Origin of the sequence: Hydrogenimonas urashimensis, assembly GCF_016593255.1 — a bacterium.
GTDB lineage: Bacteria > Campylobacterota > Campylobacteria > Campylobacterales > Hydrogenimonadaceae > Hydrogenimonas > Hydrogenimonas urashimensis.
Map to the genome: position 1 here is coordinate 1,226,203 of NZ_AP023212.1, position 24,083 is coordinate 1,250,285.

The following is a 24,083-nucleotide window of genomic DNA, read 5'->3' on the forward strand; positions in this document are numbered from 1 at the left end:
ATGTTTTTGACCGATTTTATAAAAAAAGTGATCCGGGTCTCCAAAGCGCTGAGCGTCAAAAGCCCCGCCTACGGGCATGACTACCGTTTTGAAGCGGCCCACCACCCCGGCCGCTACCGGGGGCAGCACCGCATCGACTACGAAACCTGCATCGGGTGCGACGCCTGTAACAAAATCTGTCCGGTACACGCCATCACGATGAAGAAACTTCCTTTCAAAAAACGAAATATCGTGCCGGAGGTCAACCTCTCCGTCTGCATCTTCTGCGGCCTTTGTGAAGATGTCTGCCCCACGAAGCCCGAGAAATCGATCAAACTCTCCGGCGGCCGCTACGACATGCTCACCGGAGGATGGCATGAGAGCCAGGAGGATTTCTGGGTCCATGTGGAGATTCCCGAATCCTACATCAAAAGCCGCCTCGAAGCGGAAGAGGCGGCCCGTGTCGCCAAAGAGCTGAAACAGAAGAAAAAAGAGGCCCAGGCCAAAGCGGCCGCCGCGGGAAAAACGGAGGCCGCCAATGGGCCTTCTCCCTCCCTCGACCTCTCCTCCGCACCCCTTCCCGAAGGAGACGATCAATGAGTGCGCTATTTTTGTTGACTATCGCTTTGATTCTGGCCGTGGCATCGCTTTTTATCAGAAAAACCGTCCCGGCGATGATCAGTTTCGCCCTGATGATGCTGACCCTCGGACTCTTCTATATCTCGCTGGACGCGACGCTGCTGGGACTTTTCCAGATTTTCGTCTATACGGGCGGCATCGTCGTGCTCATGCTCTTTGGCATCACGATCATCGGCGTCGAATTTCCCGAAACGCCCCCGCGCCCCTGGACCGCCGTCACCGCTTTCGGGCTTTTCGTCGCCATGAGCCTATTTTTTCTAAAAGGAAGCCATACACTCGAAAAAACGCGCTCATCGGTGACGGAAGATCCCGGCCTCTTCCTCACAGGGTACGTCGATACGGTCATACTCTTCGCCCTGATCGCGGCGGCACTGTTATACGGCACCGTCAAAATGGTCGACGTTCTAAGAAGCAAACCCGCTTCGCACCCGCAGAAAGGAGCCGCCGATGTTCGGGATTGAGATGGTGTTCGCCTTCGCACTGTTTGGCCTTGGGGTGTATGGCGTCGGTTCGAGGCGCGATTTTCTGCGCATCTTCTTTTCGCTCGAAATGATGGTCAATGCAGTGATTTTGATGCTGGCACTCTCCGCGCGGCATCTTGGTCTGAGCGAAAATATCGAACTGGCCTACCTCATCATCGTCCTGGCGACACTGGAAGCGGCGGCGGGCCTACTGATTTTCGGCGCCACGCACCGCATCACCCGGGCGATCCGCCCCGACGATCTGGGCAACGAGGAGAGAGCATGAACCTTCCTCTCATCCTACTGATTCTACCGTTCGCCGGCGCCGTCGCGGCCTATCTTCTGGGACGCTTCAAGACCCCACTTGCCTTCTGGGTGGCCGAAATCACGGGGGCCATCCTGTTTGGGGTGAGCCTTCTGCTGCTGATGGAGTACCGACAGCCCATCGACATCCCGCTGGAGTGGTACCGCTTCGGCGATTTCGCCATACCTTTTGGCATCTACATCGACAAACTCTCCCTCGTCATGCTGCTGATCGCCACCGGGCTGGGATTTTTGGATATCCATTTCGCCCACGACTACATGGGAGAAGATCCCCACCAGCCCCGCTACTACGCCAAGGTCCTCTTCTTCATCGGCGGCATGATCCTGCTCGTAAGCGCCAAAGAGCTGGTTCCGCTCTTTGTCGGGTGGGAGTTCATGGGACTTGCGAGCTATCTTCTCATCTCCTTCTGGCACCAGAAAAAAGAGCCCGCCGACGCGGGGGTAAGCGCCTTTCTCTTCACCCGCTTCGGGGATATCTTTCTCTTCGCCGCCATCGGGTCGCTCTACTATGTCGCAGGCACCCTCGACATGGTCCGGTTGAACGAACTGGCCGCATCGGGCACGCTTGATAGAGACTTCATCTTCGTCATGGCGGTCTTCATCTTCATCGCCGCCATCGGCAAGTCGGGGCAGTTTCCCCTCTTTCCCTGGCTGATGCGCGCGATGGAGGGGCCGACCACCGTTTCGGCACTGATACACGGGGCCACGATGGTTAATAGCGGTATCTATATCGTCGCACGTCTTTTCGATTTCTACATGGCCGCGGAAGCGCTGGCCGTCGTCGCTTCCATCGGTGCACTCAGCGCCTTCATCGGTGCCACGAGCGCCCTGGTGCAGCGTGAAATGAAAAAGGTGCTGGCCTACTCCACCATGTCCCACCTCTCCATCGCCTTCGTCGGCCTCGGCGCCGGTTCGCTGGCGGCAGGCATGACCCACCTGGTCAACCACGCCGTCTTCAAGGCGCTGCTCTTTCTCAGTGCCGGTGCCATCATGCTGGCGGCCCATCACGTCAAAGACCTCTGGCGCCTGGGCGGGTTGGGGAAAAAACTGACCTATACGGCTCTTTTCATGGGGATGGGGGTTCTCTCTTTAGCGGGTATTCCGCCTTTTAGTGGTTTCCACTCCAAAGACGCCGTCATCGCCCATGCCATCGCCAATCCCCAGACAACGGGATTGTTGGCGCTTCTTGTCACCGTCGCGGGGCTGCTTTCGATGGCTTACGGCGGACGCCTCTGGGTTCTCATCTTCGCCGGCAAGCCACGCGATAAAAAGCTCAATCAATCGGTCAAACCCCCATCGAAATTGTGGATCGTTCTGCCCCTGGGGATCATGGCGGCCGCGACACTGCTCATGGGCTTTTACCAGGAGCCGATCGCCGAAATGGTCAGCGAAAAGGGGTTGACCGCTCCTCACGTGGCGGGATTGCTTCCATTTATGCTGATCACAATCGCCCTGCTGGCCTGGCTGGTCTGGTTCTATTACGCCAGGCGGCTCGACCTCGTCGAAAAGATCGCGGCCCAGCCGTTGATGCAGACGATCCACAAAGTGCTCTTCAACGGCTATTTCATCGAATATCTGATCCTCTGGTTCACCCGCAGCTTCATCGTGCAGAGTTTCGCCCGCGCCGTCAACTGGAGCGACCGCAGGCTTGTGGATGGCGCCATCGACGCCACCCTTCCTTTCTCAAAGAAAACCACCACCCTTTTCGCCCGTTTCCAGCCCAAAAGAAGCGGTGAAAACGCCGGAGCGATGGCCCTGGGACTGCTGCTGCTTCTTATCGCACTATGGATGGGAGGTGCGGTATGAGCGCCCTGATCTTCATCTTCGGTCCGATACTCCTCGCTGCCCTTGTCGGTTGGATGGGCCGAAAAGATGGCGCATGGGTCCGCTACGTCGCCCTGGCGCTTTTTACCCTGTTGCTGGCCTACGCGCTTTGGCTGCTTCGGCACGTCCCGCACGGGGGCTATCTTTCGCTCGGAGAATTCCTGAACGTGCCCGCCTTCAAATTCGCCCTGACATTGCAGGTCGATACACTCTCGGCCATCATGCTGCTTCTGACGGCGACGCTTCTGCTTCTGGTGGGGCTTTCGAGCTGGACGATCGACCGGCCGGGGCCCTATTTCGCACTTTTGATACTCTTTAGCGGCCCCATCGTCGGTGTTTTCGCCACGACCAGCCTGCTCTGGTTCTTCATCTTCTGGGAGCTTACGTTGGTGCCGATGGTTTTTCTGGTAGGCATCTGGGGCGCCGAGCGTCGTATCTACGCCGCCGTGAAGTTCTTCCTCTACACCCATTTCGCTTCGATGCTGATTTTGCTGGCCTTCTTTCTCATCTATGCCCAAAGCGGCGTGTTCGATATGACGCAGCTCAAGGAGTCGATGCTTCTTACGCCGGCACTCGTATGGTGGCTTCTTTTCATAGGTTTCGCCGTCAAAATGCCGATTTTTCCCTTTCATACATGGCTGCCGGACGCCCACGTCCAGGCACCCGCTCCGGTTTCGGTCCTGCTGGCGGGCGTGTTGCTCAAAATGGGGGCCTACGCGATGATTCGCATGGCGATGCTGATGATGCCCGAACAGGCCCATCGCCATGCATGGGTCGTACTGACGCTCGGGCTCATCACACTCTTTTACGCGGGATTCATGGCCATCTACGAAACCCATCTGAAAAAGATGGTGGCTTACAGCTCCATCTCCCACATGGGGCTTGTGACGGTGGCCATCGCCACTTTGGGTTTCGGCGGACTGAGTGCCGCGCTCTTTGAAATGATCGGCCACGCCCTCATCATCTCTCCCCTCTTTCTTATCGCCGGTTTTCTCCACCACCGGACGGGAAGCTGGCAGATGGGCGACATGGGCGGGCTGATGCAAAAAGCCCCCTGGCTCTCCGCCGTTTTCGTGCTCGCGGGCCTGGCGGCGCTGGGTTTGCCCGGAACCGCCGGGTTCATTGGAGAACTTTCGATTCTCATCGCCTCCATCCATCGGTTCGGCCTCTGGATGGCTGTCGTCGCCATCGCCTCCATGGTCGGGGCGGGCTATATCATCTGGACATTCCGACGGGTCATCTACGGGGAGATATCACGGGCTGTCGAAACGAACGATTTCTCCATGAACCGGGTCGAGTTCGCGGCTTTGGTGATATTTTCGGTGCTGATTCTGTGGTTCGGACTCTTTCCATCCCAGCTCTTTAGCATCATCAACGGTGCCTTCGACGCACTGCACGCCACGGGAGGTGCCCTGTGATCAGCGCTTTTTCGATTCTTTTGACATCGGCGATACTCTCGCCGCTGCTGTGGCGGACGGAGAAAATGCTCAAACCCTCCGCCCTGCTCGTGACGCTGATAGCCCTGCTCTTCTCATCGAAGGCGGTCGGCCTGGCCGGTTTCGCACCCTCCGCGGCCGGAACGCTTTTTACCCTTGTCTTGCTGATCGTTCTTGCCGCCGTCATCCTCCATACCGAAGAGGCCCTGACCGTCACGCAGACCCTTTTCCTCGGAGCCGCCGCCGTGGCACTGCTTCAGAGCCGGTCGCTTCTTGCTTTTCTTATCGCTTTCGAAGCGGTGAGCCTCGTATCGGTCGTGCTCACGAGCCATATCCGCACACCCGAGCAGGCCGAAGGCGCCGTGAAGATATTCGTCGCCGGCGCCGTGGCGACCGGCATACTGATGTTGGGGGCCTTTTTCTATACGTTGTCCGGGGGCCGGCTTCTGGAGCCGCTCACTACAACGCCGAACTATTACGGCACGGCGGGCATCGTCATCATGCTTTTGGGCCTCTTCTACAAACTCACCATCGTGCCGATGCATGCCTGGGCGGCGGACACCTACGCACTGGTACGCTCGGACCATGCCGCGCTGCTGGCGGGCGCCGCGAAGACCGCGGCGGCCCTGGCGGCGTTCTTGATGTTCGCACCGGCACTTAAAGAGATGGTCTCCCTTTCGGTGCCGCTTCTTGTTACTTTGGCGCTTCTTACGATGACGGTGGGCAATTTCATGGCGCTCTTTCAAAAAAGGGTCGCGAAAATCCTCGCCTGGTCCTCCGTGGCCCATGCCGGGTATATGCTTCTGGGATTTGCGGCAGTGCAAAGCGCTCTGGCCAAAACCGGCCTGCTCTACATGGTCGTCGCCTATCTCTTCATGCAAAGCGGCGTCTTTCTGGTTCTTGATAGGTGGCGCAAAGAGGGGAAAGAGACTCTCGAAGAGATCGCCGGTTTCGGTACCACCCACCCGCTCATGGCTCTCTTTTTCACGGTGCAGCTCTTTTCACTTGCCGGCATTCCACTGCTTGCGGGTTTCATGGGCAAAGCGGTTCTCTTCTACGCCGGCGTCGATGCGGGGCTCTGGTGGGCAGTGCTGATCGCACTTCTTAATTCCGCGCTCTCCGTAGGCTACTACATCTGGGTGGTCAGGTATCTCTGGTTCCACGAAACGAAGGAGAAAAAAGCGCTCGTTTCGGAAAAAGGGAGTGTGGTGGCTGCGCAGTCGCTGCTGCTGGCAGGTACGCTCTTTTTCGGCATCTTCGCGGGCGTCGTCTTCAACGCCGCCGGCTGAATGCTTCGAAAAAAACCGCGATGCCGACAGGACCCGCTGCCTCCAATCCGTTCACAGTATCGCAATTGGCGGTAGCGAAGAGAAGCGAGCGCCATCACAGGCGCTTCGAATCAAAAGAGATCACTTTTTCTCCGACGTTTTCTCCGCACTGTAGCCGGTGTTCCACGCCGGCTTGGCGTCGAAACTGCCTCCCAGTGCCAGATGGAGGTTGACCCGGTTGGCAAGGCGGTAGAGGTGCATCTGAACCCGCTGGACCTTCGCGTCGATCCACTTGCCCTGGGCGATCAGCACGTCGATGATGGTCCCCTCACCGATTTGGTAACTCTCCATCGTCATTTCGTAGGCTTTTTTGTACTCTTTTTCCATTTTGCTCAGATAGTCGTACCGGATGGCGAAACCCTTCTCTTTGGTCAGCGCATCTTCCGTTTCCCGATAGGCCCGAAGCACCGTGGCACGATACTGGGCGATAGCCGCTTTCTGTTCGGCCGTCGCCGCGGCGATTCGCGCGTCGATGCGGCCATTGTCGATGACCGGCATGAACAAAGATCCGACCAGTTTGGCGATCGTATCTTCCACATGGTCGTACCCGGCCTGGAAACTGAATCGAAACGAGGGAAGTTTGAGCAATTCCATCGCCTTTTCGTTGTGAAAGGCGGCGGCGACACGATAGCGGGCTGCAATCAGGTCCGGCCTGCGATTGAGTAGATCGGCGGGAATGCCGGATGGCACGGGGGCGGGAACCGGCACCAGCTTTTTGGGAGTGATCGATTCGTCGGGATAGCGTCCCACCAGAATCGCCAGGGCGTGAGCATCCAGTTTCTCTTTTGAAGTGAAGGACTGGCGCATCTCCCTCGACTCTTCGGTCATGGCGGCGACCATATGGACATCCCGCTGGGTACCCGCACCGATCGATTCACGCTCTTTTGCTACTTTCAGGGCCTTCTCCTGAATACCGACCACCTCGTCCATGAAGGCTTTGAGAAGACGGTCGGCATTGAGACGGAACCAGATGCGTGCGGTATCGGCCGCCAGAGACTGGCGCGCCCAGGCGTAGTCGGCGGCCATGGCCCGCATCGTCTCTGCGTCGGAGGCGGTCAGGTTGGCTACCCTGCCCCAGATGTCGGGCTCCCAACTGACGGCTGGCCCGAAGAAGGCCCTATCCTTCTTCCTGCCGTCTCGGTCGGTAAAGCTTCCTTTGATATCCACTCTCGGGTAGATGCCACTTTCACTCAGTCGCATCAGAGCGGCTGCCCGTTCGACCCTCGCCGCGGCGACGGTGAGGTCGGGATTGTGGGCCTGGGCCTCTTTTACGAGGTCGGTCAGTATCGGGTCGTTGAAGGTGGCGACCCACTCATTGGAAACTTTTCCCGTCTCCGCGGGAGAGACGAAACGCTCGGAGGTTTTGACGGCACCCTCCAATGGTTTCGTCGCCTCGGACAGACTTGCCACATTGTGGGCGCATCCTCCCAATACCAGCACCGCTGCTGCGGAAGAGGCTATGGTTTTGACATTTTTCATCCCAATCCCTTCATCAATGGAATCGCAAGAAGTGCGACCAGGTGATCATGCGCAACAGAATCTTACGCACGATGGCGACATGGGACCAGTACCCCTCTTTGGCACCGTAAACCGCCACTTCAGCATCGATTCCCATAGGAAGTCCAAGCTCGCTGATGTTTTTGTCCAGCGTGATGATTGCGGGCACCAGGCCCGGAGGAAGCTGACGGGTAAAGGAGACCATATCCTGGCCCGGTTTCAACTCTCCTTCTGCCATGACCGGCAGGACTTTGGAGACGTGTCCCTGAAACGTCATACCCGGATAGGCGGTAAAGACCGCTTCGGCGGGATCTCCAACGTGGATATTGCTGGAAGGCTCCTGGGGGAATCCGGCAACCAGCGTGGCCGTGTCGGCGTTGACGAAGCTCATCATGGGCTGAAAGGGAAAAGGGACCGCCATCTGGCCGGGTCGCACCCGCACATGGGTCACATACCCGTCGGAGGGTGCCCGCACGGTGCAGCTTTCGAGGTCGAACATGGCGTTGGCAAGCTGCGCTTTGTACTGGGCTACCTGTTTTTTATACTCTTCGATTTCGAATTTCGATCCGCCGGCCCGTTTGCGCAGCTTGATCACATCCTGCAGGCGCTTCTGGGCGAATGTCAGCAGCGCTTTGATCTCGTCCACCTTCGCCTGGTAAGGGGTCGGGTCGATTTTAAAAAGTACCTCGCCTTTTTTGATCGGAACGTTGGGTTTGACCGGCACCTCAATGACCTTGCCTCGGACATTGGAGACGATCTGGGTCGTGACGTAGAAGATACGCGCCTTTTTGGAAGCGGGATGGAAGTAGGCCATCCCCATCAAAAGGTGTCCGATCAGCAATACGCCGCCAAGAACCGCGGTGGTCAACGACCATTTGTTCACAGGAATTTTGAAGATTTTGAAAATCGCCCAGCAGAGTGCGGCGTAGGTAAGCAGCATCAAGGTTTCCATCAGGCCACCTCCCCTTTGCCGCTTTCGCGTCTATCCAGCTTCGCCTGAAGGGTTTCGACCTTTTTTTCCAACGCTTCCAGTTTTTTGAGCTGTTCACGGAACTCTTCGGAGGGCTCCACCGCCACCTTCTCCACACCCCATCCCTCTTTGGGGTTGTAGAGATAGGCCCAGATCCACAGAAAGGGCCAGATGGTGTGCATCAGAAAAAGGCTCACCCAGCCTGCCGCATGAATCGCCTCCCTGTGGGGATGGTTGCGCTTTTTGGCGATTTCGTAGGGTATGTCGTGGATGTAGATGACAAGATAGACCAGAAAAATCGCCACGACGACGAAGATTCCCAATGCGACAAAATCGAGTATTCTCGGCTCGATATGCATGGTACTCCTTTTTAATAGCATTCCATTCAAAAATCGGATGCAATGTGCAACATCGGTTAATAGATGCTATCAAAAATTTATAGACATGCCCCTTAAATACCATGGGCTTTGTATTATATTCGCTGAAATTCTGTTTCGGTAACCAAGACTACCCAAAACAGAGATTCGAGACATATTCGGAAAAAACGGAAAAGCCCTCGGTTTCTTGGCAGGAATTTTTTAAAAACGGCTCAAGCAGAGGGGGAAGAGTGGTTTATACGATTCTGGCAATGGAATGTCGTGTCAAAGAGTAAATGGTATCGAAAAATCAGTTAAGCTAGAGGGTTGAAGATGGCGCGCCCGGCACGATTCGAACGTGCGACCGCTGGTACCGCAAACCTCTAATCTAACGTTTCTTAAGCTATTAATTGCCCTTTATTAGGTGTTTTTCTCTTCTTTATCCTCTATTTTGATACCTTTTAATGCTATAATGATTCCATCACAAGTGGGACTTTAAAGTGGGACCCACTTTATGAAAGTGGATTATGGCAAACAAAAACCAATATTCTGAAAAGATTGAAGGTATAAGAGGGCTAAAGGCTACACCCGACTTCAAACGGTTTCGATACCGTTGCAAAATAGATGGGCAAGAGTTTACAAAGACATTCGATTACTCAGATAAAGAATGGACTAAAAGAGACCGCATACGCAATGCAAGGAGAGCGGCAGAGGCTTTCAGGGATGAAAAAGCGACAAATGTTACACAAATCTTCAGCTCAGACACAAAGCTCGACATTATCGCAAAGGAATACTTTGATAACGCCTGCGAACAAACAGAGTGGACAGCACACCGCAAGCGGCAATATGAGCTTTATATTCAGCCTTTTATAGGAAAAAAGCCAACAGGCAAGATCATTCGCAACGATATTGACCGGATACGTGCTTCTATGGAGCAAGCAGGGCGAAGTAAACAGAATGCGAACGGATGCAGCCCCCGTACCATTCATAAAGTCTTGTTTCAGGTGCTAAAACCGATTTTAGTCTATGCCCAGGAAAACGGCGCCATCGATACCGTTCCAGCAATCAAGCTACCCGGCAAAAGACAGCGTAAAAAGACGGTGACAAACGGTATGGAGAAATTGGCCTTGCTCTATCATACCGTTATGAAGCTATACAAAAATGACCCCTTTTATCGGGCACTATTCCTTTTTGCCATACAGGGGCGGCGATGGAATGAAATCAGAACTCTGCGGTGGGAAAACATCCATTTTGAGCACAACTACTACACCATAGAAGCCCAATACAACAAAATTGGAGAAGACCAACATTATGATCTTTGGCACCCAATCTATGAAGCACTCGAATCGTTGGAGGATAGAAAGGGGCTGATATTCAAGTCACCTGTAACAGGGAAAGAGCTTCACAGTCCGCGTAAACAGCTAAACCGCATCAAAAAAGCTTCGGGCATGGATAACCTAACCATGCACCTATTCAGGCATATAGCCGTTACAGCAATGGGAGAAAACGGCGTACCGGGCACCGTACTATCCGCCGCACTTGGACACGTCAACAGCGCGACGGTAGACAAACACTATCGAACGATCAACCACCTCAAAGGCAGCAAGGATGCAACAGCGGCACTGGAGAAGATCATCGACGTGGAGGTGGAGGAATGAGTGTTTCAAAAGATGATCTTCTCAACTATATTCAGCAGGTTGCAGAAAACAAAAATCTTCTTGATCTTGACGTAATAACATCGCTTACCCATTCGCTGGAATCTGCACAATTCGCGAATAGCTATTATGGTAAAGAGTTGTTGGATCGGCTTGAACGAGAAAAGCAAAACCTTCTTAAATATGATGCGAGCCAAGAGGATGCTGCCGATGTAGCGGAGAGGCTACATCACATGATTAGTGTGTCGCCCGGTGAAGATGAAGAGTCCCGCTTTTTTATAGAGGTTTTGAATGAGGTAATAAAAGAAAGCTGCATGGGATGGGCCGCTTGGGGCGATATGATTGAGAAAAAAGACTTCATCAATGGGGTGATTGAAAATACACTTACATCGCGTTATTGGCTTCGTATAGTGGAAATGGAAGAGCAGCTCAATTTAAATAGAGCAGGCGGGGCACGGAATGAATACAAAAAAATCGAAGATGCTGCAAAAAAATTGAGTGATTATTTCGATGATGCTCACCTAACATATGAGATCAATAGAGTGATTAAGGAGAGGGGCCAAAACAGGGCTAATCGATTGACCAGAGAAATAGTTTTGAAATCGTCTTTTTTTAAATTTCATCATCTGGCAATAGAAGAGATGAAAATGAAGACTACTACAAAAGCAAAAAACTTAGCGAACTATCTAAATCGGAATTTGATGGATGCGGATAAAAGCTATAAACCCCAAAAGAAAATAGCTAAACTTCACTACAAAAACGTTACCTTCTACTATTTCGGCATATAATTTTTTGCCTCATTTTGTCGAAATTTGACACTCATAGAGTGCCCTTTCCTCTTCGATGTTTGAGATAATACTCTCATATCAATCGATTGATAAACAATCACAATTTAAAGGTAATCACATGGAAAATCAAAAAAGATGGCTAAACCCGAAAGAACTTGCTCAAGAGTTTGGAATTGCCCAATCCACCCAAGCAAAGCTTCGCATGGAGGGGAAAATCCCCTATTCCAAAATCGGGAACAAATTCATTCGATATGACCGCCGCGAAATCGATAAATGGCTTGAAAAAAACAGAGTCATATCTGCATGAAGCAAAATTTAAATAAGGAAGCGAAAATGTAAGAAACCGCCGACCAACGGGACAGCGGTAGATTTGACGTATAGCTGCTGCAATTCTACCCGAAATCCCCCAAAAATCCAAATCGACAATCTGAAAAAAGTTGCCTCATAGAGGAGGCCCGGCTATTGCCTAAAAAAGGAGGAAATATGCAATTTTCAAATAAAGAAGAGACACATGAACTGCTGCTCAGCCTGCTTGAAAACAGAAGTGACGATTCGGCATTGAACAGTAGCTGCTGCAAAACTGCACCAATCACGAACAATGTTTGCGATCTTCGAGAAGTAGGAATTCAAATCACAGCTGAATTGCTCGAAGCGGCCGGATACGGCCCGATGATCGGTAAAAAAGAGTATGCCGAAAGCGTTGGATGCAGCCGTTCAGCGGTAAACAACTACATCATGAAGGGCTACGGTATCCCAAATTATAAAAAGCTTGGATCGCAACACGACGCGCGGATAATTTTCGCGCTGAAAGACGTGGCCGAAGATTTAGCGAACCAAACGGTTAAGACCGCGTAAAGGCCGCCCCATGCTGAAGCTGAAAAAAACGGTGACGCAACACTGCCACAAATGCGGGCGGGCCATCACGTCGATCTACTTCATCCTAAGCTGCAGATATTGCGGCGCACGGTTTTGATGAGGTGCGGCATGGATACGCTCAAATCCTGGGTTACCAACCGCATCCTTTCCGATCCGTTGCGCTACGGCACAGACGAAGGCGATCTGCGACTGATCAACGACTATTTCAGGGTGCAAGGGTGGCGGCCCTTGACGCGGCAAATGTTCAAGGCGGTACAGGCTTGCATCCGTTACCGAAACTATTTTCTGCTTGAAAACGAAACCTTCGACTTACGAAAGAAACGCACGGCGTTGGAGCCGATCGGACAGCAGGCGACGATATGGGACTACCTGCCCCAAAAGACGGCGAACGACTCCAAAAAGCTGGTGAAGTATTGGGTCGTCCATCCCGACCGGCTGCACCTGTCAGACGAAAAGATCAAGGAGGCTTTGCCCGATGTCGCCGATCGTCACATCACGGCGGCGCGCGTAATGTATCCGCTACTGAAGGCCAACCCGCCTTTGAAAGTGGAAAAACGCAAAAGGGCGCCCAAACGGCTACGCATCAACGGCGGCGGCATCGGTCGGAAACGGTCGAGCGGTGAAGAGGAAGCGGCGAACGGGTAGCGGCCCGTCCGTCACTTGAGGAAAAAGCGCGTAAACGTATTATAGCGAAAAACGCGCCATGCGATCATGTATATCGTATTCACAACAACGCCTTACCATTACGAGCGGTTGCGCCAAACTTTCCCCGATCCGTCTGGCATCGAACGGGACGGCCACAAAGTGCGGGTGATGTATTTATTCGAAGGCTTACGGCTATCGGACCAGCAGGTCATGCAAGTGGGGCTGATCAAAAAGAGCATCGAAACATTGACGGACGGTAGCGCGCGCTTTGAAACGAAAGCTTTCGCCAACGACGGCCCCGTCTATCGCGTCAACGATTTTTTCAGGCGTTACTGCCTTTACCGATCATGGCCTGAGTGGTATTGGCCGCGTCATCGTAAACAGTTGATGAGGTGGGCCAGCCGATATGCCCAAAGGCTTTACGAAAAGGGCTTATTTTGCTTTGAAACGGTGTTGGGCTATATGATGGCTGCCAACAAAAGCATGAAAGGCAAAATCGACGATTACGAAAAGCTGGAGCAAAAAGCCCGTTGGGTGTATGCCGTCACCATGAAGCGCATCGAGGCGGGCGATTTTGACAAAGCCGACCCCGAAACGCTGAAGCAGATACGCAAGGAGGCGGGTAAAAAGGGCAACGCACAAAGCCAGCGCACCCGAAAAAGCAAAGCGGCAGAAAGGCGCGAACGGCTGCAGCAGCTAATCAACGACGGCACGGCCGACCCGAAGCTATTGGCCGCCATGCTCAAGGTAAATGAACGCACCGTTTACCGCGACCTGCAAAAGCTGGGGGTGCGCCAATGATCCGCCTACATTTTACCACTACCAGCCAGCAGCCCACCGCATCAACGCCACCCGCCCAGCCTACCACACCATTGGCACAGCTGGCTAACCGTTGCGCCATCCCGCTAACTGCCCGCACCCCATGGGGGTGGCTATTATACGACTTGGTAAATGTCAAAGCCCGAAATTTAGGGCTTGAGAGCGGTTTCAAACACCTACATTTATACATACGGGTTTGCTAAATGTCAAAAACCCACATTTATACATACGGGTTTGCTAAATGTCAAAAGGAGCGCGTGAAATGAACGAGACAAAAAGAGGTGGCATCGTACTGAGGCCCTACCAGCGCGACATCATCGAGCGGGCGGCCAACGCGTCGGGTAACGTGCTAATCGAGGCCCCCACGGGCAGCGGCAAAAGCGTCATGGCCAAAGCGTTGGCACGGCTGGAGGTGGAGCGCGGGGGCAAAGTGTTGATCGTCGCGCCGAAGATCATGCTGCTTGACCAGTTGGCCGCCATGTTCGCCGACCTGGGTCCCGAAGTGATCCACGGCCAAAAAAAGCATGACATCAAGGCGGGGGTTTTCGTTTCGACGGTGCAGACGGCGCATCGACGGAAACTTGGATTTACGCCGTCCTTGATACTGATCGACGAGGTGCATCACGGCTTTACGGGAAAGATGATCAAAAAGCTGCTTGAAGACTTCGACGGCAAACTGATCGGATTGAGTGCCACGCCCTACGACAAAGAGGGCAAACCGCTCAAAGGCTTCGATCTGCACCTCAACGCCTACGATACCCGTTACATGATCGAGCGCGGTTACCTGGTGCCGGTTTACTCTTATGCGCCTGTCAAGGTCAATTTGGAAGGCATACGCACCACGGCGGGGGATTACAACCAAAGCGACCTTGAGGAGCGATTCAACACCATCGAGAGCATCATGCAGGTGGTGGGGGCGACGAAAGCGGTCATCAAGGAGCGAAAGCAGGCGATCGTCTTTTGCATCACGATCAACCACGCCGAAGCGATGGCTGCCGCGTATCGTGACGCGGGCATCGAGGCGCACGCCATGCACTCCCAGCTATCCAAAGAGGAGCGCGACCGCCGCATGGAGGCGTTCAGGCGGGGCGACATCAAGCTATTGACCAACCCCGACATGCTCACCACGGGATTCGACCACCCGCCCACCGATACCGTCGTTTTAGCCAGGGCGACGAAAAGCCAAAACCTCTACCGTCAGATGGTGGGGCGGGTGTTGCGTCCATGTGAGGGCAAAAGTGACGCGGTGCTGCTGGATTGCGCGGGGGTGGTGAACGAGTTGGGGTTACCCACCGACCCGATACGCCCCCGCCGAAAGCGGCAAATCGCGAACGGCATGAAACGGCGGTGCGAGGAGTGCGGCGGCGACAGAGTTTACCGCCGCGTCGTCAAAAGCCGCGCCTATTGGCAGTGTCCCGAATGCGGCCATTACGAAGCGATCGAGCCCAAAGGCTACGCCTGCGAGGGGTGCGGGCGCATATGGGGGAATGACGGGCGTTACAGCGCGAAAGACGGGAAGCTGCTGCTGCTTTGCGATTGCGGGCATGAGAGCGTCGTAAGCGAGGCGACCAGTGAAGAGGCGTTGCGGGCGATCTTCGACCCTGCCATCGTTGCGGCGGTGCAAAAGCGCGTCGTGGCGGGTTACGCCCTTTGGCTGATCGAAAAGAAGGGAGCGGCGTTCATCACCACGCCCGAGGCGGCGCGACAGATACGGACGCTTAACGCCTACGTCAAAGACCACCCTGACGCGGTGCCGCGATTTGAGGAAAGCATCGTAAGGCAGCCCGACGGGTGGCGCATTTTTCCGCGAGAGTATGAAATAGGCGCAAAAAGCGTTGAGAAGATGCGGGCGGCATTTTACAACGCCAACCGTTTCACTGAAGCGGCCCGCCTGCTTGACGAGCTGCTGCAGCTGGAAGGGAAGCCGCCCTTGAAGCGGTGGGTGATCGAAAAGACGTTGCAGCAGTTGGAAAGCTCACCTGTGGAGGGCATCGAGCGTATGACGGTCAAGCGGCTTAAAAATCTCTACTCCAAACGCAAAGACTGCAACACCATCGACACGTTCATCCCCTTCATCGAGGAGGAGCGGGGTGTTACGGCACTGCCCAAGCAAACCACATCAAACATAAAAGGAGAAAACCATGACCCGAAAATTTTACGCCATCGATGAGCCTATCACCCTGCTTTTATTGGCATGGAACACGAAGCAATTCAGAGAAGTGGGCGACACCGAAGCCTACCTCAACACGCTTCATACTATGAAACGGTTTGAAAGTTTTACCATGCTTATCGAACTGATCGGGTTGGCCGAAGCATACGTCAAAGGAGGCTTTGAAGGGGTAAGGGAGCTTATCATCGACAGGATAGCCGAATACGGCAAAGGGCCCAATGATCCGTTCACCCTATGGATGAATGGCTTTTTACAGATGACGGAAGGACAAGAAGTGTCTAAGTGGCTGGAGATGCTGGAGATAGCGGCGGCCCGTGTCGCTTACAGGGAGAGCGGCGGGTATGAAGGCTTTATAAAGAGGGTGAACACGATTGAGAAAATCATGGAGGCGTTCGAAAGGGGTGGCCGGAGCCTACTTGGAAAATGCGATGGAAAAATTCAACACGAGACTGAAGGAGAGGAGTATGACCATGAGTGACAACGTTCGTTTTCGGCCCTATTTGCCGAGTGAATTCGTAGAAATACTTTACCGATGCAGTTCGGCATGCGGTCTCTCTCTTGGGCGCATACTGACTGAGTTCCTGCTCGATAGCAGGAAATTCGAGAAGGTAGAGGAGCTATGTCTTGGAGACGGTGACGACGATGAAATTGCCGAAACGATTTTGGGCCCATCATTTTCGGATGATATGCAAGAATTTGAATGAATAAAAAAACCAGGAGGAAATAGGATGGAAAAAAACGAACTGCTGAAGAAGCTCACGAACGTCGAGCCGGAAGTGTATCACGTAGAAGCGTGGGATGCAGATGTCAAACTACGGCCCATCACTATCGACGAATTCGCAAAAACCCATAAGACGATGCTTGCAGATGGACATGAGAATATGACACTCGACCAGCTTCTTGGCATTCAGATCGAAACGGTCTCGATAGCAATGGTCGATCCGAAAGTTACGGCCAAGGAGCTGTCTGGCATCGATGTGAACAAAATCGCCGGGATGACTGAAATTTATGAACATATTATCGCTATGGGGGATTTCCAGCGACATTTTCAAAAGTAGGACAGGAGTTAAACAATGGCAGCTAAAGTCGGAACCGTACTGATAGACATCAAGGCCGACACCGCGAAACTTGTAAGCGGTATGAAAAAGGCCGAAAATGTCGTCAAAAAATCTGTCGACAACGTGAAGAGAACGGTGCTTGGCATAGCGGCCGCCTACGCATCCATCCAGTCAGTACGGGCGTTTAAAGACATGGTGAGCGATGCCATCGACGCAGCTGACACGACGGGTAAACTTGCCGAAAAACTTGGCATGACGACGGAGGCATTGACGCATCTGCAATATGCCGCGAAATACTCGGGTGTTTCCGTCGATAAGCTCAACGCCGCAATGTCGGCCATGATCAGACGCACGAGCAATTTCATGCGAAACGGTGGAGGGGCGGCCGCCAAGGCACTGAAAGAACTTGGCATAAGCATGGAATTTGCAAGAAAGCATTTCACCGATACGGAAACCACTTTCAAAATCATTGCCGATCGACTTGCAAAGCTCCCGGACGGATTCAGAAAGACGGCCATCGCCCAGGATATTTTCAGCAAATCTGCAGCGGACGTGATACGGTTGGCCAATACTGGTTCCGAAGGATTGGCCAGAATGGCGAACGAGGCCGATCGTCTTGGCATCACCATGTCTACATCGCAATCAAAGATCGCTGCAGCCATCAACGATACCATGGATCATTTGAGGTCCATCAAAACAGGAATGATCAACCGTCTTGTCCAAGGAATGCAGCCGGCAATCCTTGCCTTTGCCAAAACCGTGGACAAATGGCTGACCAACGCCTTTATGGGCGGGGCCAAATCCGCAAATGAATTCGGAAAAACGACCGTTGTGGCCATAGAAAAAGTCATAGAGGCTTTCGGCTTCATTAAGGATGTTGGAACGGGCATCTCGATGGTGTTCAAGGCATCACTCTATTCGATACTTTATATCTCCAAAGCCGTTATGGACGCGATCAACGTGACCGCTTCCGTTGTCACGGAAAGAATTAACGACATTCTCAAACTCTACAACATGGTTGCGGATAAATTCGGGTGGGGCAAAAAAGATCTCATCGGGCCATTGATCGATACATCCTGGACGACGAACGCCATGAAGCAGCTCAAACAGGGCATTAGCAAGGACATGGATACGCTCATGTTCGATTCCGGCCAAAGTGCCGCAAAAAAGTGGATTGAAGGATTCAGGGAATCGTATAAGAACATTACGGAGACGGATTGGACTCCAGTGAAGCCGGAGGGTGAAAAACTACCCCGGTACAACGATCTTTTCGTCCCGTATCTTCAAAACATGAAGACGTTCAGAAACAAGGCGAAAGAAACGGCAGATGCGATATACGAAGCGTTCAAGGGCATGGAGCGACACCTGAAAGACACATTCGAAAGCTTTTTCGACTACACGTCCGACAAGTTTCTTCGATTCGGCGATCTCGTGGAAAATGTTTTGCACGAGATTTACATGCAGATGATGCGCACGACGATCATCAATCCGCTTGTCGGCGGGTTGACCGGCATGCTCCCATTCGCCAAGGGCGGGGTGGTCCAGGCGTTCGCCTCCGGCGGCATTGTCAGCCAGCCGACCGTCTTTCCGATGGCGAACGGCCTGGGATTGATGGGGGAAGCGGGAGCCGAGGCGATCATGCCCTTGACCAGAATCAACGGCGATCTTGGGGTGAAGGCTGTCCCAGGCAACGTGAATATTGTGGTCAAAAACGAAACGGGTTTCCCTGTGGAACTTGAGACTCTGCGAAACGGTCTCGATAGCAATGGCGACAGAGTAATCGAAATCGTCATGCATCATCTCAATACGGACCCGGAATTCAGGGCGGCGATCAAGGACGCATGACGTGCCCACCTCCGACGAGATTCATTTGTGCGTCATGGGCCCATGTTTTTCAGGCAATACGTCAAAATTGGAAAATCAAAATATAGAGGAGGAGCAATGAAGTTCGATGAAGCACTTCTTAAAGCGCGTATGGTAGCGGGCAATCCGAACGCCACCAAGAAAGAGATCGTGAATGCATACAAGGCATTGGCGCATGCCAAAATCGATGGAGCGATTATTGGGGACATTGCAAACATGGGAAGCATAAGCTTGCCCAAAACCGCTCATAGCAAAAAGGCGAAAGAGAATATCGCGTTGCAGAAATTTCTCGTCGGATTGGGACCGATCGGGATGATGGAACATTTGAGAAAGGAACGAGCCAATGCATGAAGAGATCAAAACCGCATTGCGACGGGTGCCTGCGATCCATGAACGGATAAAAGCGATCGAAGAAAAGATCAAAAAACACGTTAAGTTGCCGAAAGATCCAAGAGAGCGTGCAAGGACCATTGTCAACTATGCAGGGTATACGGATGACAAAAATATCTTTTTCGATATGCAGCATGTCGCGAATAGCATCCTGGCGGCAAAGCCGGACTTTGCTCCTATTGGCGCATCTTCCGAAGCGATCGAAGCGGCAATGACGGCGATTGGGACACGCGTTGAGAGAATGGTGCGTCAGCTTGAGCTTGCCAAGCTGTTGGAACTTAAAAACAAATTCAAATACATTGAGAGCTTTTACGACGATGCACTTATCAAAAAAATTAAAGAGGAGATACGATGACTTATCGACAGGCCGCGAATCTTGCCGGAACAAGCGTTACTGAGCTGAAAAAAGTTTTCAAACCGGTGCTCGAAGCGTATGAAGAAATAGGGTTGCCCGCCGAGATAAGCAAGGAAATGCTGGATCTTTGGCAACATGGCTCTCTACTACGTAACTGGCTATACACTCTTGATAAACTCAATGCCAGGAAAATGCTCCTTGATCATGTGCCTGGTGCCAATGGCCGAGTTGCAGACGAGGTAATAAAGGGTGGCCTCGTCGTCGATCCTTGGACGTTGTATCTGTCCGCCGCATTATACACGATCGGCGAACCGTTGCCTGCAGAATTCGATGAACGGATCGGCAAACCTATCCAAGCGCATTTGGAAAAGCGGCGTATCTACCAGGAAAAGATCAAAGAAGAACGCGCCAAAGCCAACAGTATTCTTGCAGGCTTGCGTAGAACGCTCGAAAAGGCCGCGGCATCATTCGACAAAATAGATCCGAATGTTATCCATGGCCTCCCTTGTGAAATAGCGAAGAACAAAATAAATCAGCTGATCGAGTTGGCCAAAAATGCCGAGAAAGCCTAAAAAGCCGTGCGCATGGCCAGGTTGCCCAAACCTGACTGATGGCATATATTGCGAAGAGCACCGCAAAGCGAAGAACAGAGAGTACAAAGAGCACAGAAAAGACAAAGCGGAGCAAACTTTCTATGGCTCTGCGCAATGGAAAAAGATCAGGGCTATGATACTAAGGCGTGACGGCGGTTTGTGCCAGGCATGCAAACGCCAAGGAGTCATAACGCCCGCAACTATTGTCGACCACATCATCGAGATCAAAGACGGTGGTTGCGCGACATGCTCCGACAACCTTGAGTCGCTTTGTGCTTCGTGCCATGCGAAGAAGACAGCGGAGCAAAGAAAAGAGAGGGAGGGGTGGGGTTGAAAAGATTTTCGAAACTCCATTCCATCGCTCGCCCAGCCTCGATTTTTTGCGCACCATTTTTGAATCGTTTGATTTTCGCATAAAGGATGAGCCGTGAGCGGACGTGGGGGACCCAGGCAGGGAGCTGGACGACCTCGAAAAAACGATAGCAAGCTCAAGAAAATCTTCAATAGAAGCGTCGGCCTTGCAAAGCTGGACAAAATCGGAGCGGCAGAAGAGAAGCGTATCGTCGCTTTGCTGGCTGAAGAAGGTTTGTTGCACCGACTCGATGCGGCCCTGATACGCTGCTATGCCTTGGCTTTCCAGGAATGGAATGCAGCCGAAAAGGCGTTGCAGGAGCAAGGCATCATCATCGAAAATTCAAGCGGCAATCCCGTCACCAGCCCCTGGTTAAGAGTACGAGACGGCGCACACAAACGGATGATCGATGCCGTGCGGGAACTTGGACTCTCCCCAAAGGCCCGCTCGAAGCTGATTCCTGCTGAAAAAATCGTCGAGGAAGATGAGATGGATAGCTTGATACAACAGGATGTGTAATGGATAAAATCACCCGACGCGCGAAAGAGATCGACAATCATGTGAAACAGGTGGCCAAATTGACGGGACGAAGTCATGCCGAAGCTATCGCCATACTCCAAGTGGCCTTGTCTATGTCGCAAACCCGGGAACTCAAAGCGATCGCCGCACGCCTTGACGAGTTGATTGATTTGCATGATCGTTTTAGGCAAACGTGATCCATTTCGACATCGTGCTGGGCTGTACGAATTCGCACGGCAGCCTGGTGGCGTAAACGTCTCCTTTTTGATGGCCGGGTGCAAAATCGCACCCGGTATTCGACCGCTTAAATGTTTCTGCCCTTCTGAATTTTCAAACACTCCAATTGGCAACTGATCCGATACCCTCAAATACTGACGAAGCTTGATATTCGATGGAAGAAGGAAGTGACGGATCTCCAATTTCTGTAATATCGAGTTAAAGTAAAGAAACGTGTATCTAAAACCCTATGATATCTTCGGTATTATGGGGTTTAAAAAGGACTTTTTTACAGATGGTTCGTAAAAAAGTGCCCATATTGCGGGTCGAGGCATACAAAAAAACATGGTCATTTTCGTGGAATACAACGATACCTCTGCCTTGAATGTCGTCGAACTTTTTCCTCCTCAAGACGTCGAAGGAAATTGCTTCACACGCTTTTCAAAAACTATGTTTACCATCGTAAACACTAAGAGAACTCGCCGAGGAATATGGACACTCTCGTGTATGGGTCCAGGCGAAGATTCATGAGTATGAACCTTCCATAAGAGAACGACATCCCCGGTCTGTCGTTTTGGTGATTGATGCCACCTTTTTCGGAAAACGTCGGGATAAATTCGGAATAAGGCATAATAATAAAAATCCGGGTGCTTATTGCCCAGAAAAAAGAGAGGTATTATGTGTGGACGCGTCGATATTCATGACCTTGAACCGGTGAAAGAGGATGTCAAGAAATACTACGAAGGCAACGTCGAAGACTATATCGTTTACAACACGCTTGGATACAACATACCGCCTTCTACCGATTTACCGGTATGGCATGAACACGGTGGCAAGGGCATTCTCGAATCGATGCATTGGGGCCTTATTCCGCATTGGGCAAAAGAGAGAAGCACAAAATATTCTATGATCAATGCCAGGGCAGAAGACGTGGCGAAGCGGCCCGCTTACTCTTCGTCTTTCAAGCGACGGCGGTGCCTAATCCCCGTCAATGGCTTCTATGAGTGGCAAAAAGTACCCGGCATGAAAATAAAGCAGCCATGGTATTTCACATCGAAGGAAAAGCCATACTTGTTGCTTGCAGGCCTTTGGGACGAATGGCGTGACGACCAAACGAAACTGCGAAGCTGCACTATCCTCACCACTGAACCAAATGAAATCATGAAACCAATTCATGACCGTATGCCCGTGATATTAAAGTTTGAAGATGCCGGGTTGTGGCTTGACGAAACGTTGCAAGATACATCTTTATTGCGCCATCTTCTTAAACCTGCAGACGAGGATCTTTTATCTGCATGGCCTGTATCCCCGATTTGCAACTCTCCAAGCGTCAATGAAGAACGGTGTATTCTCCCTTTGAAACAATAGAAATAAGTAGTAATATCCTTGCAAATTGCAATAATAACCCTTTTTATGATATGATTAGGCATCTCAATGAAAGGAGGAAGATGACGGTAGCAGAAGCAGCGAAGATCTTGAAGCTCACACCTCAAAGCGTACGAGAGCGAATGCAGTCGAACAGTTACGCCACGAGAGTGCTGATGAAGTTCATCATGAGCTATTCCGTAGAAGATGTCAAAATCAGATTGAAGTTGCTCGAAGAGCTGGAAGAGTCGTAGCGAACAAAGACCGGCGGGCACGGTCGGCAAACTGCAACCCGCCGCATCAATCCATGAAAGGAAAGACAAATGAATGATAACAAAAAAACGGTAACAGAAACCCAAGTTATTGAATGTATGAACCAGTTGCTTGCCAATAAAGGGCAAGAGATTATGGGGTTTGAAGTCATCTCTTTAGGTAAGAGAAACATATTCATTTTAAGCAAGAAAAATTACAGCGATATTGCTTGCGCCGATCTTGAAAAGATAGCCGAGGCATTTGGCGTATTGGACGAAGATGGAGCGATTATATGCAGCAATGGAACCCAGGCAACGCCAAAAGCCGATGAGGCCATAACGATCTCGTTGAGAAAGGAAGCAGCCGGTTGGCTGACAAAACTCCACAAGAGATACTTTTTCGGCCTCTTCGAGCCAATATGCATAAATGACAAAGAAGAATTTCAATTCAGGGATGCAATAGCATCAGTTGCCAAAGCCATTAAAGGAGGTGCGGCATGAACGACGATAAAAGACAAACGACCGTTTACAACATTTTAGGAGCGATAGCCACCCATGCGGTGAGGCTGGAGACGCTGGCGGACGCGATGAGCAACATCGTATTGCTTAAAGACTATTATATGAATCTGCACGACGAAGATAAAAAGACCCATGAAGAGGAGATCGAAAACCTCTTCGACAAGTTGGGCGTGATCGTCGAAGATATGAACGATCTATCGACGGAGATTAGAGAGAAAGCCTATGCTACCAGAAAGAGCATGAAGGGGCTATCGTTGGCTATCAGAGAGGAAACCGAAGTCACCAGAAAGAGCATGAAGGATGTGTGGCTATGAGCATGATGGAGCGCATGAAGGATTACCCGCATGAAGTGACGATCGACACCGACAGGCTTTACGATCGGCTGGAGGAGCTGCAAGGGGTGGCCGACCTTTTAACGGCCTTGATGGTCGCTTGTAAAGATGGCGCGATGGACAATCCATGGACGGCTTTGGAAACGCTTGCAGGCACAACCTACGACACGACTAGGGGGCTATACGGCCTTATCGAAGAGGCGGCGAAACAGAAGGGGGCGAACGATGAGCGATAAAACGAAATACAGCATCCTTGACATCGAAGATTCGGTCAACAACCTAAAGGGCCTGGCCGCCATGGTGGACCATTTCGGGCTGAGGCTCAACGAGCTTATAGGCGAAGAGGATGAAGCGGACGTATTCGCGGTGATGCTTATACGCGATCAGATCGAAGCCGAGGCGGTCAGGCTGAAGCGCATCATGGACGGGCTGGCGCAAGAGCGAAAAGTGGCGAAATGAAGGGGAGGCGAACGATGGAGAATAAGCGAACGCTTGAGGAGGGC

General features: G+C 52.2%; 32 protein-coding genes and 1 pseudogene. 30 read left to right on the forward strand and 3 right to left on the reverse strand.

Annotation, left to right across the window (positions count from 1 at the left end; translation table 11 throughout):
* Genes JMG82_RS06175 through JMG82_RS06200 form a run of 6 tightly spaced genes read left to right on the forward strand, consistent with a single transcriptional unit; the run spans position 1 to position 5,952 of the window.
* Positions 1-579 (forward strand): 4Fe-4S binding protein, encoded by a 579-nt coding sequence (locus tag JMG82_RS06175; RefSeq protein ID WP_201351859.1) that lies wholly within the window; start codon positions 1-3, stop codon positions 577-579.
* The gene (locus JMG82_RS06180; protein WP_201351860.1) at positions 576-1,079 is read left to right on the forward strand and encodes an NADH-quinone oxidoreductase subunit J family protein; all 504 of its coding nucleotides are present in this window, start codon (positions 576-578) and stop codon (positions 1,077-1,079) included. The genes JMG82_RS06175 and JMG82_RS06180 overlap by 4 nt, the downstream gene beginning before the upstream one ends.
* Complete coding sequence (locus JMG82_RS06185; protein WP_201351861.1) at positions 1,066-1,365, forward strand: NADH-quinone oxidoreductase subunit NuoK; 300 nt, start codon at positions 1,066-1,068, stop codon at positions 1,363-1,365. Before JMG82_RS06180 ends, JMG82_RS06185 begins: the two co-directional genes overlap by 14 nt.
* Positions 1,362-3,209, forward strand: a complete 1,848-nt coding sequence (locus JMG82_RS06190) for an NADH-quinone oxidoreductase subunit 5 family protein (protein ID WP_201351862.1) — start codon at positions 1,362-1,364, stop codon at positions 3,207-3,209. The genes JMG82_RS06185 and JMG82_RS06190 overlap by 4 nt, the downstream gene beginning before the upstream one ends.
* On the forward strand, positions 3,206-4,645 hold the full coding sequence (locus JMG82_RS06195; RefSeq protein ID WP_201351863.1) for a complex I subunit 4 family protein: 1,440 nt from the start codon (positions 3,206-3,208) through the stop codon (positions 4,643-4,645). The genes JMG82_RS06190 and JMG82_RS06195 overlap by 4 nt, the downstream gene beginning before the upstream one ends.
* On the forward strand, positions 4,642-5,952 hold the full coding sequence (locus JMG82_RS06200; RefSeq protein ID WP_201351864.1) for an NADH-quinone oxidoreductase subunit N: 1,311 nt from the start codon (positions 4,642-4,644) through the stop codon (positions 5,950-5,952). The genes JMG82_RS06195 and JMG82_RS06200 overlap by 4 nt, the downstream gene beginning before the upstream one ends.
* Before the next feature lie 120 nt (positions 5,953-6,072).
* Here the strand turns inward: JMG82_RS06200 and JMG82_RS06205 are convergent, their stop codons facing one another.
* From JMG82_RS06205 to JMG82_RS06215, 3 genes are read right to left on the reverse strand one after another with little or no spacing between them, the layout of a single operon-like run.
* On the reverse strand, positions 6,073-7,470 hold the full coding sequence (locus tag JMG82_RS06205; protein ID WP_201351865.1) for a TolC family protein: 1,398 nt from the start codon (positions 7,468-7,470) through the stop codon (positions 6,073-6,075).
* A gap of 13 nt (positions 7,471-7,483) precedes the next feature.
* Complete coding sequence (locus JMG82_RS06210; RefSeq protein ID WP_201351866.1) at positions 7,484-8,440, reverse strand: HlyD family secretion protein; 957 nt, start codon at positions 8,438-8,440, stop codon at positions 7,484-7,486.
* Positions 8,440-8,817 (reverse strand): DUF3302 domain-containing protein, encoded by a 378-nt coding sequence (locus JMG82_RS06215; RefSeq protein WP_201351867.1) that lies wholly within the window; start codon positions 8,815-8,817, stop codon positions 8,440-8,442. Before JMG82_RS06215 ends, JMG82_RS06210 begins: the two co-directional genes overlap by 1 nt.
* Before the next feature lie 524 nt (positions 8,818-9,341).
* On the opposite strand from JMG82_RS06215, the gene JMG82_RS06220 reads away from it, so the two are divergent.
* The 24 genes and pseudogenes from JMG82_RS06220 (at position 9,342) to JMG82_RS06330 (ending at position 24,039) form a co-directional block, all read left to right on the forward strand.
* Positions 9,342-10,472, forward strand: a complete 1,131-nt coding sequence (locus tag JMG82_RS06220) for a tyrosine-type recombinase/integrase (protein ID WP_201351868.1) — start codon at positions 9,342-9,344, stop codon at positions 10,470-10,472.
* Positions 10,469-11,257: a hypothetical protein gene (locus JMG82_RS06225; RefSeq protein WP_201351869.1), complete on the forward strand. Its 789-nt coding sequence runs from the start codon at positions 10,469-10,471 to the stop codon at positions 11,255-11,257. Before JMG82_RS06220 ends, JMG82_RS06225 begins: the two co-directional genes overlap by 4 nt.
* 118 nt (positions 11,258-11,375) lie before the next feature.
* Complete coding sequence (locus tag JMG82_RS06230; protein ID WP_201351870.1) at positions 11,376-11,564, forward strand: helix-turn-helix transcriptional regulator; 189 nt, start codon at positions 11,376-11,378, stop codon at positions 11,562-11,564.
* A gap of 176 nt (positions 11,565-11,740) precedes the next feature.
* Complete coding sequence (locus tag JMG82_RS06235; RefSeq protein ID WP_201351871.1) at positions 11,741-12,112, forward strand: hypothetical protein; 372 nt, start codon at positions 11,741-11,743, stop codon at positions 12,110-12,112.
* A gap of 129 nt (positions 12,113-12,241) precedes the next feature.
* Positions 12,242-12,778, forward strand: coding sequence for a hypothetical protein (locus JMG82_RS06240; protein WP_201351872.1), 537 nt, complete (start codon positions 12,242-12,244; stop codon positions 12,776-12,778).
* 66 nt (positions 12,779-12,844) lie between these two features.
* On the forward strand, positions 12,845-13,579 hold the full coding sequence (locus JMG82_RS06245) for a hypothetical protein (protein WP_201351873.1): 735 nt from the start codon (positions 12,845-12,847) through the stop codon (positions 13,577-13,579).
* 280 nt (positions 13,580-13,859) lie between these two features.
* Positions 13,860-15,767, forward strand: a complete 1,908-nt coding sequence (locus JMG82_RS06250) for a helicase-related protein (protein WP_201351874.1) — start codon at positions 13,860-13,862, stop codon at positions 15,765-15,767.
* Complete coding sequence (locus tag JMG82_RS06255) at positions 15,739-16,245, forward strand: hypothetical protein (protein ID WP_201351875.1); 507 nt, start codon at positions 15,739-15,741, stop codon at positions 16,243-16,245. Before JMG82_RS06250 ends, JMG82_RS06255 begins: the two co-directional genes overlap by 29 nt.
* Positions 16,232-16,471, forward strand: coding sequence for a hypothetical protein (locus tag JMG82_RS06260; RefSeq protein ID WP_201351876.1), 240 nt, complete (start codon positions 16,232-16,234; stop codon positions 16,469-16,471). The genes JMG82_RS06255 and JMG82_RS06260 overlap by 14 nt, the downstream gene beginning before the upstream one ends.
* Before the next feature lie 24 nt (positions 16,472-16,495).
* The gene (locus JMG82_RS06265; protein WP_201351877.1) at positions 16,496-16,825 is read left to right on the forward strand and encodes a hypothetical protein; all 330 of its coding nucleotides are present in this window, start codon (positions 16,496-16,498) and stop codon (positions 16,823-16,825) included.
* A gap of 15 nt (positions 16,826-16,840) precedes the next feature.
* Positions 16,841-18,670: a hypothetical protein gene (locus JMG82_RS06270; protein WP_201351878.1), complete on the forward strand. Its 1,830-nt coding sequence runs from the start codon at positions 16,841-16,843 to the stop codon at positions 18,668-18,670.
* 96 nt (positions 18,671-18,766) lie between these two features.
* Positions 18,767-19,039: a hypothetical protein gene (locus JMG82_RS06275; protein WP_201351879.1), complete on the forward strand. Its 273-nt coding sequence runs from the start codon at positions 18,767-18,769 to the stop codon at positions 19,037-19,039.
* Positions 19,032-19,433 (forward strand): hypothetical protein, encoded by a 402-nt coding sequence (locus JMG82_RS06280; RefSeq protein ID WP_201351880.1) that lies wholly within the window; start codon positions 19,032-19,034, stop codon positions 19,431-19,433. The genes JMG82_RS06275 and JMG82_RS06280 overlap by 8 nt, the downstream gene beginning before the upstream one ends.
* Positions 19,430-20,005 carry a hypothetical protein gene (locus JMG82_RS06285; RefSeq protein ID WP_201351881.1) on the forward strand — a complete coding sequence of 192 codons (576 nt, stop codon included), beginning with the start codon at positions 19,430-19,432 and terminating at the stop codon, positions 20,003-20,005. The genes JMG82_RS06280 and JMG82_RS06285 overlap by 4 nt, the downstream gene beginning before the upstream one ends.
* A complete protein-coding gene (locus JMG82_RS11915) occupies positions 19,989-20,360 on the forward strand; it encodes an HNH endonuclease (RefSeq protein WP_488167827.1) in 372 nt (123 codons plus the stop codon). The genes JMG82_RS06285 and JMG82_RS11915 overlap by 17 nt, the downstream gene beginning before the upstream one ends.
* 93 nt (positions 20,361-20,453) lie before the next feature.
* A complete protein-coding gene (locus JMG82_RS06295; RefSeq protein WP_201351883.1) occupies positions 20,454-20,897 on the forward strand; it encodes a phage terminase small subunit P27 family in 444 nt (147 codons plus the stop codon).
* Positions 20,897-21,094, forward strand: coding sequence for a hypothetical protein (locus JMG82_RS06300; RefSeq protein ID WP_201351884.1), 198 nt, complete (start codon positions 20,897-20,899; stop codon positions 21,092-21,094). Before JMG82_RS06295 ends, JMG82_RS06300 begins: the two co-directional genes overlap by 1 nt.
* Positions 21,095-21,433: 339 nt before the next feature.
* A pseudogene (locus JMG82_RS11875) lies at positions 21,434-21,586 on the forward strand (IS1/IS1595 family N-terminal zinc-binding domain-containing protein); the annotation flags it as partial.
* A 205-nt stretch (positions 21,587-21,791) separates the two neighbouring features.
* Positions 21,792-22,481 carry an SOS response-associated peptidase gene (locus tag JMG82_RS06305; RefSeq protein ID WP_201351885.1) on the forward strand — a complete coding sequence of 230 codons (690 nt, stop codon included), beginning with the start codon at positions 21,792-21,794 and terminating at the stop codon, positions 22,479-22,481.
* Between the two features lie 80 nt (positions 22,482-22,561).
* Positions 22,562-22,732, forward strand: coding sequence for a hypothetical protein (locus tag JMG82_RS06310; protein WP_201351886.1), 171 nt, complete (start codon positions 22,562-22,564; stop codon positions 22,730-22,732).
* Between the two features lie 69 nt (positions 22,733-22,801).
* Positions 22,802-23,230, forward strand: a complete 429-nt coding sequence (locus tag JMG82_RS06315) for a class I SAM-dependent methyltransferase (RefSeq protein ID WP_201351887.1) — start codon at positions 22,802-22,804, stop codon at positions 23,228-23,230.
* Positions 23,227-23,562, forward strand: coding sequence for a hypothetical protein (locus JMG82_RS06320; protein WP_201351888.1), 336 nt, complete (start codon positions 23,227-23,229; stop codon positions 23,560-23,562). The genes JMG82_RS06315 and JMG82_RS06320 overlap by 4 nt, the downstream gene beginning before the upstream one ends.
* On the forward strand, positions 23,559-23,816 hold the full coding sequence (locus JMG82_RS06325; protein ID WP_201351889.1) for a hypothetical protein: 258 nt from the start codon (positions 23,559-23,561) through the stop codon (positions 23,814-23,816). Before JMG82_RS06320 ends, JMG82_RS06325 begins: the two co-directional genes overlap by 4 nt.
* A complete protein-coding gene (locus JMG82_RS06330; protein ID WP_201351890.1) occupies positions 23,806-24,039 on the forward strand; it encodes a hypothetical protein in 234 nt (77 codons plus the stop codon). The genes JMG82_RS06325 and JMG82_RS06330 overlap by 11 nt, the downstream gene beginning before the upstream one ends.
* Positions 24,040-24,083 lie beyond the last annotated feature (44 nt).

Bases quoted from the DNA above. Each gene is read 5' to 3' on its own strand.
- JMG82_RS06255 (WP_201351875.1), top strand. From the start codon at position 15,739: ATGACCCGAAAATTTTACGCCATCGATGAGCCTATCACCCTGCTTTTA.
- JMG82_RS06300 (WP_201351884.1), top strand. From the start codon at position 20,897: ATGGATAAAATCACCCGACGCGCGAAAGAGATCGACAATCATGTGAAA.
- JMG82_RS06330 (WP_201351890.1), top strand. From the start codon at position 23,806: ATGAGCGATAAAACGAAATACAGCATCCTTGACATCGAAGATTCGGTC.
- JMG82_RS06260 (WP_201351876.1), top strand. From the start codon at position 16,232: ATGACCATGAGTGACAACGTTCGTTTTCGGCCCTATTTGCCGAGTGAA.
- JMG82_RS06230 (WP_201351870.1), top strand. From the start codon at position 11,376: ATGGAAAATCAAAAAAGATGGCTAAACCCGAAAGAACTTGCTCAAGAG.
- JMG82_RS06215 (WP_201351867.1), bottom strand. From the start codon at position 8,817: ATGCATATCGAGCCGAGAATACTCGATTTTGTCGCATTGGGAATCTTC.
- JMG82_RS06250 (WP_201351874.1), top strand. From the start codon at position 13,860: ATGAACGAGACAAAAAGAGGTGGCATCGTACTGAGGCCCTACCAGCGC.
- JMG82_RS06225 (WP_201351869.1), top strand. From the start codon at position 10,469: ATGAGTGTTTCAAAAGATGATCTTCTCAACTATATTCAGCAGGTTGCA.
- JMG82_RS06325 (WP_201351889.1), top strand. From the start codon at position 23,559: ATGAGCATGATGGAGCGCATGAAGGATTACCCGCATGAAGTGACGATC.
- JMG82_RS11915 (WP_488167827.1), top strand. From the start codon at position 19,989: ATGCCGAGAAAGCCTAAAAAGCCGTGCGCATGGCCAGGTTGCCCAAAC.
- JMG82_RS06235 (WP_201351871.1), top strand. From the start codon at position 11,741: ATGCAATTTTCAAATAAAGAAGAGACACATGAACTGCTGCTCAGCCTG.
- JMG82_RS06320 (WP_201351888.1), top strand. From the start codon at position 23,227: ATGAACGACGATAAAAGACAAACGACCGTTTACAACATTTTAGGAGCG.
- JMG82_RS06245 (WP_201351873.1), top strand. From the start codon at position 12,845: ATGTATATCGTATTCACAACAACGCCTTACCATTACGAGCGGTTGCGC.
- JMG82_RS06305 (WP_201351885.1), top strand. From the start codon at position 21,792: ATGTGTGGACGCGTCGATATTCATGACCTTGAACCGGTGAAAGAGGAT.
- JMG82_RS06195 (WP_201351863.1), top strand. From the start codon at position 3,206: ATGAGCGCCCTGATCTTCATCTTCGGTCCGATACTCCTCGCTGCCCTT.
- JMG82_RS06280 (WP_201351880.1), top strand. From the start codon at position 19,032: ATGCATGAAGAGATCAAAACCGCATTGCGACGGGTGCCTGCGATCCAT.
- JMG82_RS06270 (WP_201351878.1), top strand. From the start codon at position 16,841: ATGGCAGCTAAAGTCGGAACCGTACTGATAGACATCAAGGCCGACACC.
- JMG82_RS06185 (WP_201351861.1), top strand. From the start codon at position 1,066: ATGTTCGGGATTGAGATGGTGTTCGCCTTCGCACTGTTTGGCCTTGGG.
- JMG82_RS06220 (WP_201351868.1), top strand. From the start codon at position 9,342: ATGGCAAACAAAAACCAATATTCTGAAAAGATTGAAGGTATAAGAGGG.
- JMG82_RS06240 (WP_201351872.1), top strand. From the start codon at position 12,242: ATGGATACGCTCAAATCCTGGGTTACCAACCGCATCCTTTCCGATCCG.
- JMG82_RS06315 (WP_201351887.1), top strand. From the start codon at position 22,802: ATGAATGATAACAAAAAAACGGTAACAGAAACCCAAGTTATTGAATGT.
- JMG82_RS06180 (WP_201351860.1), top strand. From the start codon at position 576: ATGAGTGCGCTATTTTTGTTGACTATCGCTTTGATTCTGGCCGTGGCA.
- JMG82_RS06210 (WP_201351866.1), bottom strand. From the start codon at position 8,440: ATGGAAACCTTGATGCTGCTTACCTACGCCGCACTCTGCTGGGCGATT.
- JMG82_RS06265 (WP_201351877.1), top strand. From the start codon at position 16,496: ATGGAAAAAAACGAACTGCTGAAGAAGCTCACGAACGTCGAGCCGGAA.
- JMG82_RS06275 (WP_201351879.1), top strand. From the start codon at position 18,767: ATGAAGTTCGATGAAGCACTTCTTAAAGCGCGTATGGTAGCGGGCAAT.
- JMG82_RS06205 (WP_201351865.1), bottom strand. From the start codon at position 7,470: ATGAAAAATGTCAAAACCATAGCCTCTTCCGCAGCAGCGGTGCTGGTA.
- JMG82_RS06175 (WP_201351859.1), top strand. From the start codon at position 1: ATGTTTTTGACCGATTTTATAAAAAAAGTGATCCGGGTCTCCAAAGCG.
- JMG82_RS06285 (WP_201351881.1), top strand. From the start codon at position 19,430: ATGACTTATCGACAGGCCGCGAATCTTGCCGGAACAAGCGTTACTGAG.
- JMG82_RS06310 (WP_201351886.1), top strand. From the start codon at position 22,562: ATGACGGTAGCAGAAGCAGCGAAGATCTTGAAGCTCACACCTCAAAGC.
- JMG82_RS06190 (WP_201351862.1), top strand. From the start codon at position 1,362: ATGAACCTTCCTCTCATCCTACTGATTCTACCGTTCGCCGGCGCCGTC.